This window comes from Pacificoceanicola niger (genome assembly GCF_048553275.1).
In the GTDB taxonomy this organism is placed as follows: domain Bacteria; phylum Pseudomonadota; class Alphaproteobacteria; order Rhodobacterales; family Rhodobacteraceae; genus Pacificoceanicola.
The window spans coordinates 182,930-195,814 of sequence record NZ_JBLZMW010000004.1 but is presented as its reverse complement, the minus strand read 5'-3'; the positions used below and the strand labels follow the sequence as shown (position 1 = coordinate 195,814).

Below are 12,885 nucleotides of genomic sequence, written 5' to 3'. Positions count from 1 at the left end.
CAAAAGAAAAGCGCCGCGGCGGACCACGGCGCGCATCTGCGGCTTGATTCAAAGGAATGTGACACAGCCGTCCCGGTCATGACCCGGACGTCAGGCAACGGCGGTGACAACAACCTCGTCCATGTCCACACCGGCCCCCGGCAGGCGCGCGGCCATCCCGGCGTCACAGGTGACAAGCCGGAAGGCGGACGGGTCGGCAAACACCGCGCGCAGCAGGTTGTTGGTCAGCGCATGACCAGCCTTGTGCCCTTCGTAAAGGCCGATGATCGGCGCCCCGGCAAGGCTGATATCGCCAAGCGCGTCGAGCATCTTGTGGCGCACCGCCTCGTCCTTGTGACGCAGGCCACCGGGCGACAGGATCTTGTCCCCATCGACCACAACCGCATTCTCGAACGTCCCGCCAAGCGCCTTGCCCGCCTTGCGCATCGCCTCGACATCGGCAGCGCGGCAGAAGGTGCGGCTGTCACACAGCTCGCGCACGAAGGTGCCATTGGCAAGGTTCAGATGCTTGTCCTGCGTGCCGATGGCGGCGTCGGCAAAATCAATGTGGAAGTCCATGAAGGAGCCCTCTGCCGGTGACAGCCGGGCCCAGCCGCTCTCGGTCTCGAAGGTCACGGGCTTGAGGATTTCGATGGCCCGGACCGGCGCGCGCAGCTTGCGCACGCCGCGCTGCATGATGCCAAGCACGAAGGGCGCGGAGGAGCCGTCGAGGATCGGGCATTCCGGCCCGTCGATCTCGATCAGCGCATTGTGCACACCGCACCCGGCCAGCGCCGCCATGACGTGTTCGATGGTCGATACGCTCGCACCGGCGGCGTTGCGGATCAACGTGCACAGCGGAGAGGTCTCGACCGCGTCGTAGCGGGCGGGCACCAGAGTGTTGCCCAGAGCGATATCGGTGCGCTTGAACCAGATGCCATGGTCGGCGGATGCCGGGCGAATCGTCAACCGTGCCGGTTCGCCGGAATGAAGCCCGACGCCGTCAAAGGTGACTGCACTGCGAATGGTTGTCTGCACGGGATGACCCCTGTTCTCTTCGGAGCACGGACCCCCCACGGACCCGGCGTTGTGATTGAGATACGGGGCGCGGCGCAATTGCTCAAATCAAGTATTGCAACCGAGTGAAACATGCGGCCCGCAAAACCGGCGAACCCCCGCCGCCCTGTGGATAACCACAGGGAACCCCTTGATACATAATGAAAAAACGCCCCCGGTTTTGGGGGCGTTTTCGCTATCATTTGATGGCGATCCGGCGCGAAATCGGCGCGTTCAGGCCAAATATGTCAGTTTGCCTGGCGGCGCAGGAAGGCCGGGATTTCGATCTTTTCCTGCTCCGGGTCGGGCTCCACGTCCTGCACCGGGGCCGGACGCTGGGTCTGGACCGGGGGCTGGCGACGCGCGGGCTGGGCCGGGGCTTCGTTGCCGTGACCATGGCCGGTCATGCGCCCGATCAGCGAATTGACGCTGAAGCGCGGCTTCTCGGCTTCGGCAGTGGGCTGCGGCGCAGGCTGCTGCTGGGGCACGCTGCGGCCGCTCTCGGCGTTGCGCTGTGCGGCCACGTGGCGCAGACGCGCCAGCGCCTCGGGGCTCGGGGTGCCCGGCGCCGGGGCGCGCGGGGCCACGAATTCCTCGGGGTCCGCTTCGATGGTGTCCTGCGACGGCTGGAAGGCGGCGACGCGCGGCTGGTAGGCCGGCGGCGGCAGATCATCTTCGGCAACCTCTTCGTATTGCGGCTGCTCGGGCTGCGCCGGAGGCATGTCGGAGAACAGCGAGGGCTCTTCGGCCTCATACTCTTCGTGCTGTGCGGCAACCTGCTGGGCCGGGGCTTCCGCCGCGACCTTCTGCGGCGCCGGAGCAGCCGGGGCAGGCTCGGCCAGACGCTGCGACGGCAGCGGGGTGGCAAGGCTGCGGCGCGGCAGCGGGATATCCGGGTTCACGTCCGCGGCGGCGTCGATGCCCGTGGCCACGACCGACACGCGCATCATGCCTGCCATGCCATCGTCCAGCGTGCTGCCGACGATGATGTTCGCATCCGCGTCCACCTCTTCGCGAATGCGGTTGGCCGCCTCGTCGAGCTCGAACAGCGTCAGGTCGGAGCCGCCAGTGATGTTGATCAGAACACCCTTCGCCCCCTTGAGGCTGATCTCGTCGAGCAGCGGGTTCGCTATAGCCTTCTCGGCCGCCTGGATGGCGCGATCTTCGCCCTCGGCCTCGCCGGTGCCCATCATCGCCTTGCCCATCTCGTCCATCACGGCGCGCACGTCGGCAAAGTCGAGGTTGATCAGGCCCGGACGAACCATCAGGTCGGTCACGCCCTTCACACCCTGATACAGCACATCATCCGCGAGGGAGAACGCTTCGGTGAAGGTGGTTTTCTCATTGGCGAGACGGAACAGGTTCTGGTTCGGAATGATGATCAGCGTATCGACGACCTTCTGGAGGGCGTCGACGCCGTCCTCGGCCTGCTTCATCCGCTTGCCGCCTTCGAACTGGAACGGCTTGGTCACGACGCCAACGGTCAGAACGCCCAGCTCGCGTGCGGCCTGCGCGATGATCGGGGCCGCTCCGGTGCCGGTGCCGCCGCCCATCCCGGCGGTGATGAAGCACATGTGCGCGCCGGCAAGGTGATCGACGATCTGCTCGATGCTTTCCTCGGCAGCCGCTGCGCCGACGGAGGCGCGGGCCCCGGCCCCAAGCCCTTCGGTCACTTTCACGCCAAGCTGAACCCGGCTGGTGGCCATGCTTTGCTGAAGCGCCTGCGCGTCCGTGTTCGCCACGACGAAATCAACGCCTTCCAGCGCCTTTTCGATCATGTTGTTCACTGCGTTGCCGCCAGCGCCGCCCACACCGAATACGGTAATCCGGGGCTTCAGCTCTTCCTGTCCGGGCATGGAAAGGTTCAATGTCATCGATCTGTCCGCCTGTCTTTTTGGTGCCCCTGTCCCGGGGGTTAACATACGCCTATTCTGCTCAATCCTAGCGATTAGTTGCAGTAAGGTCACGTGAAAAACACGGGTCACCCACCAAATCTAGGCAATTTCATGGCCGTATTCGCGGGATTTTGCCGACGCACCCACATACAGTGGTCACATCCGACCATAGCACAAGCGTCAGGACACACCCGAGATTCGAGATCTCGGGAGCGGGAACTGACGGTTTCGGGGGTCTGCCCGACCCTCTGGATTGCCTCATATTCAAATGACTCCTCTTCGGGAGCCTGTGTCTTTATGTGTACCGCAGCGGCCTGACGGCGTCACGCGGTTTTTTGAGCGATCCGGCGCGACCGGCACTTTCCCGCAAAACCGATCACGCGCCCGGCTCCGCACCGCCCTCATTCCAACCGGAGATTTCGCGCAAAGCCCGCAATCCGGCCCCGGCCCGCAAGGGGCCAGGATCCGCGCCGATCAATAGAACGGTTCGTTGACCTTCAACATCTGCCGCAGGTAGGGCAGCACATCGTCGATACTGCAAAAGCCCACGGTCCGCGCCGCGGCCAGCACCTTGTGCGTGTTGCGGCCAAGGTGTTCCACCACCTGACGCTCCACCCGGCGACCGGCCACATCCTCGCGCACCGTCCGCGTCACGTAGCCGACCCAGAAGTTGTTCTCGAACGACGGCACGCGCGCGAGGTAGTTGAACGAGGCAGTCTGCGCGCCGCGCCGACTGATCATCAGCGCCACGCCATCCTCCTGCGGCATCACCACGGCACGGAACTCGCGCTGCCCAGGAGCGGTGGGCAGGCCCTGCTCGGCCATGGCCTGCTTGGCCTCGAAGCCGCGCAGGAAGGTATGCCCGTCCTTGCGATAGACATAGGTCAGACCCTGAACGATCATATCGTCATGCAGAAAACTGCGCCGGGCAAAGCGATAGAAGCCGGACGGAAAGTCGTCCTCCGCCACCTGCTCCGCCGACCGCCCGACGAAATCGGACACATCGGGATGTTCGAACAACCCGGTCTTGACCGAGGCGATCTTTTCCACCGGCTCAAGCAGGATCCGCGCATCGACCCCGAAATAGCTGCAAATCCGGTGCAGCACGTCCGGTCGCGGAAAGCTCTCGCCCGCCAGATACCGGTTATACTGGGTACGGTTTACGCCCAACTCGCGGCACAGGGCCGATATGGATGCCGACTTTTCGGACAACTGACGCAGGTTCGCACCGAGCATGCTACGCAGCTCGGCCGGTGTGGGGCGTCTGGATGGCGACTTTGAAGGACCACCTGGCATTTGAACCTCGCGCTAAGAGTGTATATAAAAAACAGATAACTCTCTATGCTAAAATTTGACGCGATTTAGCGTCATACTTGATGCGAAAGAGCGTCACCTTCGGCGCTCAATAGCGCCAAATCTGCAGTCTTACGACACAAAAATCAAGACGCCGACGCGCGAAAAACCGTGTCGAAAGCGCGTCAATTGCGCCACGCTGATGACACGAAAACGAAAAGGCTTGTCATGGAAGAACGCATGTACGGTGTCGTCCTCTGGGCGGACGCAAGAGATCGTAAAGCGGTAATCTGGTGTGAAGATCACGGGAGTCTGGCCTTTTACTCCGGGCCGGAACCCAGTGCGCATCAAGGAATGGACATTGATGCCGGTGATCTGATCCAATTTGAAATTCGGGAAGAGCGGGACTTCCGTCGCGCGCGCAATCTGCGCCGCGTGGATTCGGGATTTGCGCCGGACCTTCCCGATAAACTACGGCGTTCCGGCGGTATTGGTCAGCCCGGAAATGTCGTGGCCTTCCCAACGGCCCACGCCTGCTGAAACCCCAATCCAGCCGAAGGCAAAAGGCGCACGGTCACACTGTTCACTCCCCCCAAGGGCAGTTTGGGAACGGCCCAGGGCCCCGCTTCATCCCTCGTGAAGCGGGGCCTTCGCTTTTGAAATCACCGGCCTTCGTCTGAGCTGCGGGCCGGAAGCCTCCGCATCGACGCGCCTCGGGGCCGTTGGACCGGCTGCCACAATCACGGACAGCGCGCGCCAATTCGCATCACCCACCAACAGGGCGCAGACGCCAAAGACCTGCCGCAGAACGCAAACAGGGGCCGCATTGCCTGCGACCCCTGTCTGTCAGAGCGTAGCCCGCCCCATTTCTTGATGCGTCACCAGTTGTCGCGGAACCACTGCACCGCGCGTTTCAGGCTGCGCGCCGGATAGCGGTCGACCGGAATTTCGAAATCCCACCACTCATCCTGCGGATGCGCGGCGAACAGGCAAAGACCGACGGCCGAGGCAAACCCCGGCCCCGTTGCCGCCTGCGGCAGGCCATGCACACGAAGCGGGCGGCCCAGCCGCACCTGCTGGCCCAGGATTTTCGACGCCAGCCCGTCAAGGCCCGGAATTTGCGACGCCCCCCCGGTCAGCACGATCTGCTGGCTCGGCAGATGATCGAAGCCCGCCGCGTCGAGCCGCACCCGCACCTCTTCCAGGATCTCTTCGACCCGGGGCCGCATGATCCCGATCAGCTCCGCCCGGCTGACCGTGCGCCGGTCATGTTCCCAATCGCCGGTCTCGCCGCCGCATTCGATCATCTCGCGGTCGTCCATCCCGGTGGCCACGACGCCGCCATAGAAGGTCTTGATCCGCTCCGCCGTCGCCATCGGAACCTGCAGCCCCATGGAGATATCCGACGTCACGTGATCGCCGCCCATACGCACCGCATCGGCATAGATCATGTGCTTCTTGATGAAGATCGACACGCCCGTCGAGCCGCCACCCATGTCGATACAGGCCGCGCCAAGCTCCTGCTCGTCTTCGACCAGGGCCGCCGCGCCGCTGACATAGGCGCTCGACGCAATCCCCGCGAGCTCCAGATCGCAGCGTTTGACACAATGCGCCAGGTTCTGGATCGCCTGCGCGTCAATCGTCAGCATGTGCATGTCGCACGACAACTCGTTGCCGATCTGCCCGCGCGGATCAATCAGCCCCGAGCGATGATCCAGCGCAAAATTCACCGGCTGCGCGTGCATCACCTCGCGGCCATGGCCATAATCGGGCACGTCACAGGCCGAAAGCACCCGCGCCACGTCCTGCTCGTCGACGTTCACCCCATGCACCTCGACCTGCCCCGCCAGCCCATAGCTGCGCGGATCGGCCCCGGAGAAACAGGCGATCACGTGATCCACCCGGATGCCCGCCATCTTCTGCGCCGCCTGCACCGCCGTGCGAATGGCCCGCTCGGTTTCGCCCATGGCGTGGATTTCGCCAAAGCGCACCCCGCGAGAACGCGTCGTCGCCGCGCCGATCACGCGAAAGCCCGACTGCCCCGCCAGCGAGCCGATGCCATCGTCGCTCGGGTCCGTTCCGTCAAAACGCAGCACGAGGCAGGCAATCTTGGAGCTTCCCACGTCCAGGATCGCGATGACACCCCGCTGCATCGCCGCCCGCCGCATATTGCGCATGGCGCGTTGTGATTCATAAAGCTCGATCATTCCAGCCTGTCTCCGCCTGCCTCGAACGCCTTGATGCGCAGCAGCTCCTGCACGGCGTTTTCCTTCATTCTTATCGTTGGTCTGCGCGGGAGCCGAAGATCCACCGCCGCGATATCCCGCGCCAGCATGTCCACCGCCTCGTCCATCGCGATCGTGCGCTCCAGCGCGACAACCGCCCCGGTCTCGGGCAGCATGATGCGCTGATCGCGGTTCAGAACCACGTCCCAGCGCCGACCGCCCATCCGTTCCAGGCCGCGCATCCGCCCCTTCAGCGGGCCTGCCACCGCCATCAGCTCAAGCGCCTCGACCACCGTGTGCTCAAGCTGCCGCGCAGCCCGTGCCGCCAGCCGCTTGTCCGCCTCGCTCAGGGTTTCGCCCTCGTCGAGCCCGCCCATGGCGGCCCGCATCACCCGCGCCCGCGCATCGCGCTCCGCATCGGTCAGCATCGCGCCGGCGATCACCGGCAACTCCGGGCGCTCGAAGCGCGACGCCAGCGGCCCGACGATGATGCCCCGCCGGTCCAGCATCTCCAGCCCGTCAACCCCGCGCCAAAGCACCGCCGGCACCCGCTCGGTCACGTCGATCTGCAAGGTGCCGCCCTGCTTGATGCGCAGCTTGGCGCGCTTCACCGCGTCCAGCCCGTTGATCGTTTCCTGCATCGTCTCCAGATCGAGATCAAAGCTGCTCACCGGAAAATCAATCGGGATAATCTCGCGAATATCCTCGGCCACGCCGGCGCTTGCGCCATCAATGGCCATCAGCTTGACCTGAAACTCCGGACGGCTTTCGACCGCATTGCGCACATCGGCGATCATGCCAAGAAAGGCGTCGCGGTTGTCGTCCGCCGAAAACCACAAAAGCCCGCCGCCAAGGCAGATCCCGAAGGGCAGCACCACGCGCAGCGCAAAGCGGAACAGCGGCGTCAGCATCAGCCGCTCGATGCGATATTTCAGCCGCGAGACACGCGGATCGAGCCGCGCCATCTGCGGCGCGTCATCGTCCTCATAGGTCTGGGTATACGGCTCTAGCGATTGCATGAGGCGTCCTCCACCATCCACGCGCAGAACTGGCCAAAGCTCATCCCGATCAGCCCGGCATGCTCCGGCGACAGCGAGGTCGGCGTCATCCCCGGCTGGGTGTTGGTCTCCAGCAGGATCAGCCCCTCGAGGCCCCGGCTGTCGTCCCAGCGGAAATCCGTGCGGCTCACACCCCGGCAACCCAGCGCCTGATGCGCGCGCAGCGCATAATCAAGACAGGCGTCGGTGATCTCCTGCGGCAGCTCCGCCGGGCAAACATGCCGCGAGCCGCCCGCCGTGTACTTGGCGTCGTAATCGTACCAGCCATCGGTGAGGATCTCCGTTACGCCAAGCGCCCGGTCCCCCATGACGCTGGTGGTCAGCTCCCGGCCCGGAACGAATGTCTCGACCATCACGGTCTGCGGCATGTCATCGGAGAGCTGCGGCGGCGTATTCGCCGCCTCATGCACGAGGTAGACCCCCACGGAGGAGCCTTCGTTGAAGGGTTTCACCACATAGGGCGGTGCCATCACATGCGCCGCCATGACCTCGGCCTTGTCGGCCAGGAGGCTCTCCGCCACCGGCAGTCCGGCGGCACGGTAGACCAGCTTGGTGCGTTCCTTGTCCATGGCCAGCGCCGAGGACAGAACGCCCGAATGGGTATAGGCAATGCCCGCCCACTCAAGGATGCCCTGAACACAGCCATCCTCACCCCACCGGCCATGCAATGCGTTGAAAACCACGTCGGGCTTCAGCGCAGAGAGCCGCGCCGCGAGGTCCGGCCCCGCGTCCACTTCGGTGACATCATATCCCTCTGCCCGCAAAGCGGCGGCACATTCCTTACCGGAACTCAGCGAGACCTCGCGCTCGGCTGAAGGTCCGCCCAAGAGTACCACCACTTTCGGGAGTGTCCTGCTCGACATTCCCAAAACCGCCTTGTCTGTACCGGGGTCTGTTGCCCCGATTTCTGCCTCGGGGCCGTGGCCCCACCATATCGTCCGGATTTGCCCCGGATCTTTTGGCCGTGCCCTTGTGCCGGGCGCTGACCATTCTATCGCTTATTTATAGTTAACAGGAGGTTAAGTAAGCCCATCGGCGACGGTTTCGCCGGGCAAAAATTCACCCACCCGTTTGATTTCCCAGTGTAACTCTATTCCACTGTGTTGGAAAACCTTTTTTCTGACTTCCTCGCCCAAAGCTTCGAGATCGCGGGCCGTTGCCTGGCCTGTATTCACAAGGAAATTGGAATGCATCGGGCTCATCTGTGCGCCGCCGATCGTCGCGCCGCGCATTCCGGCCTCGTCAATCACCTTCCACGCCTTCAGATCGTGGCTGTCGTCCGGCTTGCCGGTGCTGGAAAAGCCCGCCGGATTGCGAAAGGTGCTGCCCGCCGTGCGGTCCTTGGTCGGCTGCGTCTCGTCGCGTTTCTTCAGTTGCGCGTCCATGCGCGCGGCCAGCGCCTCGGGATCGCCCGACGGCCCCTCGAACACCGCTTCAACGAGAACCCAGCCTTCCGGAAGCGTACTCTGGCGGTACTGGAATTGCAGATCCTCGGCGTGCAGTGTCACGATCCCGCCCTCCCGCGTCACCGCCGTCGCCTCGACAAAATGATCCGCCACATAAGAGCCATAGCAGCCCGCGTTCATCCGCACCGCCCCGCCGATCGCGCCGGGAATGGTGCGCAGGAAGGTCAGGTCGATGCCCGCCTCCGCCGCCTTGCGCGCCACATGCGCATCGAGCGCCGCAACACCCGCCCGCACCCGGCGCCCCTCGATCTCGATATGATTGAAGCCGCGCCCCATGCGCACCACAACGGCCCGAATGCCACCATCGCGCACGATCAGGTTGCTGCCGACCCCCATGGGGACCACCGGCACATCCGGGTCCAGATCGCGCAGAAAGCCGCGCAAGTCGTCCACATCGGCAGGCTGAAACAGGAAATCCGCCGGCCCGCCCACGCGCAGCCAGGTCAGATCGCTCAGACTGCGGTCCGGCGTCAGCCGTCCGCGCGGTGTCGGTAGATCACGCATGACCCCCACCTACGGCGCGCATCGCCAGAGGGCAAGAGGCCTCAGGCCCGCCCCACTGTCCGCTTCACCCAGCCCGCAAGATACCGCAGCGGCCAGCGCAGGATGCTCATGCCCGCAAGGAGCACAAGCAAGCCAATCCACGGCCCGTTTTCGTAGGTCACATAGCCCACGAGCGGAATCCCCAGCGCGATCAGCACATAGGCCCGCGTCCAGTGGTTGTCCTTCGAGGGCAACATGCCCATCACATTCGCCAACACCGCCCAGACACAGGCCAGTATCAAGGAAGTCGTCATCGTCCTGCCCTCCGCATCCCCCCGGTGGCACGTCTATAATGCCCGCATGACGAATTTCAGACAAGCCCCCCTAAAATAGCGAGCCCCGACAGCACGAAGCCAAACACCGGCACCACCATCGGCACCTCGAACGCCGCCCGCCCGCCGCGCCGCTTGGTCACGATCAACGCAAGGTTCACCAGAACGAACACCCCAAGCAACACCGTCGCCGTCGCCTCCGCCAGCACCGCCACCGGCAAGGCCAGCGCCGCCACGATCACCGCCCCGCCAATCAGCCCCGTCGCCCGCACCGGCGTGCCGAACCGCGGATGCACATGGCAAAACACCGCCAGAACCCCGCCCCGCTTGCCCAATCCGAACAGCACCCGCGCCGCCATGACGATCTGCGCCAGCACCCCGTTCAGCGCCGCAAACACCGCGATGGCCGACAGCACCCGCGCATCCCCCGCGCCGCCAACCGCCCAGACAATCGCCAACGGCTGCTCCGATCCCGCCAACACATCCGCCGGCACCGCCCGCAGCGCCGCCCAGGCCACAAGCGCATACAAAACGCTGGTGATCGCCAGCGACCACAGGATCGCCCGGGGCAAGGCCCGCTCCGGCTCCCGCACCTCTTCCGCCATGTTCACGATGTCCTCGAACCCGATGAAGGCAAAGAACGCCAGCAAGGCCCCCGCCCCGATCCCGCTCCACGGCACCATCGCTTCGGCCACCGGCACCACCGGCTCCGCCGACACCCCGGCCCAGATCACAAGCGCCAGCCCAACCACTTCGATCGCCGTGAACAGCGCGGCAAGGCTCAGGCTCTCCAACACTCCGGCCAGTGCCACGCCGATCAGCACCGCGCCCAGAAAGACAATCGCAACGACCATCGGCACCGGTACAAGGCCCAGCAGATACCCCGCGCCTCCGCGCAACACCGCCGCCGCCGAAATCGTCCCCGCCAGCACGATGGCCAGCCCGACAAGCACGCCAAGCCAGTCCCGGCCAAAGCCCTTTCCGAGATAGACCGCCTCCCCCGCCGCCTCCGGATAGCGCGTTGAAAACTCGGCATAAGACAGCGCCGTCGGCGCCGCCACGATCCCCGCAAGAAAGAAGGCCACAGGCGACCAGACCCCGGCAACCCCCGCCACGGCCCCGATCAGCACATAAATCCCGGCGCCAACCATGACGCCCACGCCATAGGCCGTCAGCAACGGCAATCCGATCCGGCGTTTGAGTGTTTCGGCCATGCGCGTCCCTCCCATGTCGAAGCACAGCCTACACCGCCATCCCCCCGCCCCGCATGATCTGGATCAGGCGCAAGGCGCGCCAACCGTCGATATCACCGACCGGCAAGCAACTTACTGACAGCCGCTGCCAAAGACGGATCAAGCCCGCCATCCTCGGCAATAATGCCATCCGTGCTGGGCCGGAACAGCGCCGCATAGACCAGCGCACGCTGCTCTCTGGCCTCGTCCGACGTATCCTTTTCCTTGATCAGCCCGATATAGGCCTGCGCAAAGGCCTTGCGCTCGCGCGCATCCAGCGACAAATGCCGCTCGGAAAGGTACACTTTCATACGCAACCGCGTGAACCACAGCGCAAGGGTCACAAAGCTCAGGACCGCGCCGGTCAGGACAGCCCCGCGAAAACTGAACCCACCGCACAGCGCGGGCGCAGCAACCGGATCACAGCCGATGGGCGCCAACAGCTTTGCCAGTTCATCGCCACCGCTGATCAAACACCAGACAATGCCGACAACAAGCAATCCGATGGCAATCAACCCGCCCACAAAAGACCAGAACGCCCCCTTGGCGGCAGTCCGATGTTCCGTTTCCTTGATCTCCCACAATTCGACCGGCGCCTTGATCGCCTGCTGCTCCATAAAGGCCGAGAGGGCGCTCTCGAATTTTTCATCATAAGCCGCGCTTAAGGTACGAAACTCTTTGTCAAAATCGGACTTTTGCGCATCCAGTTTCTCGCGTAGCGACAGGGCCTGATTGGACACGGACTCAACGGCCTTGCCAGCTTCATTCAACCTCTCATCCCTTTCGGCGAGCAAGGCCTCCTGAGCATTGAGCCGAGCAAGCAACTCCGAAAGGCGCTCGTCCTGAATGTCGATCTGACGCGCGACATCCTGAACATCGGAACTTTTGCGGCGCGCGGCACGGCCGGTCTCCGGCGGGTAACCGCTCCGATGCCGGATCTCGATCTCCTTGATGCGTTTGGCCACCGCATCCGGATCTTTCCAGGTCTCTTCGTCAAGGCCCTGCACGATGGCGTACTGAAGTTCCGGATCAATCGGATCTCCGTTCTTCGCGCCCTCCCACCAACGTCGCCAGAAATCCCAGCGGGCGGATGGTTCTTCGTCCCAAACCGCAAACATTAGCTTTTCCGCACGGACAAACGTATCAGGCGGTCGAAGAAAAGAAGATCGTATCAGGCCTGACAAAGACCCTTTCGCCAAGACCGAAGCCGCTGTTGCGAAACCTTGAATGCGGTTTTCGTATTGCCTGCCGATCCCAGCGACCCAGTCGTTGTCTTCTGACAAAGGGTGCTGCGAAGAACAGACAAGACCAAGCGCATTGTGTATAGTCTGTGCCGCCTCTGATGCTGCGGAGCGAGACGGCGTCATTTCATCATCCGAAGCCCGCGTTGACGTCGAATTTGCAGCACTGCCGGCTACGTCAAGCGCTTTAGAAAGCCATTTTTCCATATCGGAAAAGTTCATTCCAACAAAAAGCGTCAGGACGGCGCGCAGAATGGGCAATGCCGTAAGCCCTTTCTTCTTGGCCCAATCGTCGTTCATGGCTGCGCCCCAAAAGGGCAGAACTTCCAGAGCATCCCGATAGAGAAACGCCAGTGCCTCCTCCCGCGGCCGCTCCCGCAGCCACGCCTTCATCGTCTCCTGATCCGTGATATCGTCCGCCCTCATTCCCCGGACTGTCCCCCAGAAGACGCCAAAGCGCAACAGGGCAATAGCCGCGCCCCGCCCCCCTCTTCTTCTCTTTCCAAATACTCAAAAAACACCGCGCGCGGCCCCCGCGACACATCCGCCCGCTTTCGCCCTTTCACAAAGGTTAACCCGCCTTGACCCTGTCAGGACAGCAGCCCGGGCCGCCCAACCGGAGTTT

The 12,885-nt window shown here is 63.8% G+C and carries 11 protein-coding genes; 1 reads left to right on the top strand and 10 read right to left on the bottom strand.

Annotation, left to right across the window (positions count from 1 at the left end; translation table 11 throughout):
- Positions 1 to 90 precede the first annotated feature (90 nt).
- The 3 genes from lpxC to ACN2XU_RS07910 form a co-directional block, all read right to left on the bottom strand.
- Complete coding sequence (gene lpxC, locus ACN2XU_RS07920; RefSeq protein ID WP_419409881.1) at positions 91 to 1,017, bottom strand: UDP-3-O-acyl-N-acetylglucosamine deacetylase; 927 nt, start codon at positions 1,015 to 1,017, stop codon at positions 91 to 93.
- Positions 1,018 to 1,283: 266 nt separating this feature from the next.
- A complete protein-coding gene (gene ftsZ / locus ACN2XU_RS07915; RefSeq protein ID WP_419409880.1) occupies positions 1,284 to 2,909 on the bottom strand; it encodes a cell division protein FtsZ in 1,626 nt (541 codons plus the stop codon).
- A 495-nt stretch (positions 2,910 to 3,404) separates the two neighbouring features.
- The gene (locus tag ACN2XU_RS07910; RefSeq protein WP_419409879.1) at positions 3,405 to 4,166 is read right to left on the bottom strand and encodes a helix-turn-helix domain-containing protein; all 762 of its coding nucleotides are present in this window, start codon (positions 4,164 to 4,166) and stop codon (positions 3,405 to 3,407) included.
- 285 nt (positions 4,167 to 4,451) lie between these two features.
- Between ACN2XU_RS07910 and ACN2XU_RS07905 the strand changes: the two genes are divergently transcribed.
- The gene (locus ACN2XU_RS07905) at positions 4,452 to 4,763 is read left to right on the top strand and encodes a hypothetical protein (protein ID WP_419409878.1); all 312 of its coding nucleotides are present in this window, start codon (positions 4,452 to 4,454) and stop codon (positions 4,761 to 4,763) included.
- Positions 4,764 to 5,101: 338 nt separating this feature from the next.
- Here the strand turns inward: ACN2XU_RS07905 and ftsA are convergent, their stop codons facing one another.
- The 7 genes from ftsA to ACN2XU_RS07870 all read right to left on the bottom strand — a co-directional run bounded on the left by ftsA (position 5,102) and on the right by ACN2XU_RS07870 (position 12,653).
- Positions 5,102 to 6,430, bottom strand: a complete 1,329-nt coding sequence (gene ftsA / locus ACN2XU_RS07900) for a cell division protein FtsA (RefSeq protein WP_419409877.1) — start codon at positions 6,428 to 6,430, stop codon at positions 5,102 to 5,104.
- A complete protein-coding gene (locus tag ACN2XU_RS07895) occupies positions 6,427 to 7,467 on the bottom strand; it encodes a cell division protein FtsQ/DivIB (RefSeq protein WP_419409876.1) in 1,041 nt (346 codons plus the stop codon). Before ACN2XU_RS07895 ends, ftsA begins: the two co-directional genes overlap by 4 nt.
- Positions 7,455 to 8,375 carry a D-alanine--D-alanine ligase gene (locus ACN2XU_RS07890; RefSeq protein ID WP_419409875.1) on the bottom strand — a complete coding sequence of 307 codons (921 nt, stop codon included), beginning with the start codon at positions 8,373 to 8,375 and terminating at the stop codon, positions 7,455 to 7,457. Before ACN2XU_RS07890 ends, ACN2XU_RS07895 begins: the two co-directional genes overlap by 13 nt.
- 150 nt (positions 8,376 to 8,525) lie before the next feature.
- Positions 8,526 to 9,476, bottom strand: a complete 951-nt coding sequence (gene murB, locus ACN2XU_RS07885; protein ID WP_419409874.1) for a UDP-N-acetylmuramate dehydrogenase — start codon at positions 9,474 to 9,476, stop codon at positions 8,526 to 8,528.
- A 41-nt stretch (positions 9,477 to 9,517) separates the two neighbouring features.
- Positions 9,518 to 9,769, bottom strand: coding sequence for a DUF2484 family protein (locus ACN2XU_RS07880; RefSeq protein WP_419409873.1), 252 nt, complete (start codon positions 9,767 to 9,769; stop codon positions 9,518 to 9,520).
- 56 nt (positions 9,770 to 9,825) lie between these two features.
- The gene (locus ACN2XU_RS07875) at positions 9,826 to 11,001 is read right to left on the bottom strand and encodes an APC family permease (RefSeq protein WP_419409872.1); all 1,176 of its coding nucleotides are present in this window, start codon (positions 10,999 to 11,001) and stop codon (positions 9,826 to 9,828) included.
- Between the two features lie 92 nt (positions 11,002 to 11,093).
- Positions 11,094 to 12,653, bottom strand: a complete 1,560-nt coding sequence (locus tag ACN2XU_RS07870) for a DUF6161 domain-containing protein (RefSeq protein WP_419409871.1) — start codon at positions 12,651 to 12,653, stop codon at positions 11,094 to 11,096.
- Positions 12,654 to 12,885 lie beyond the last annotated feature (232 nt).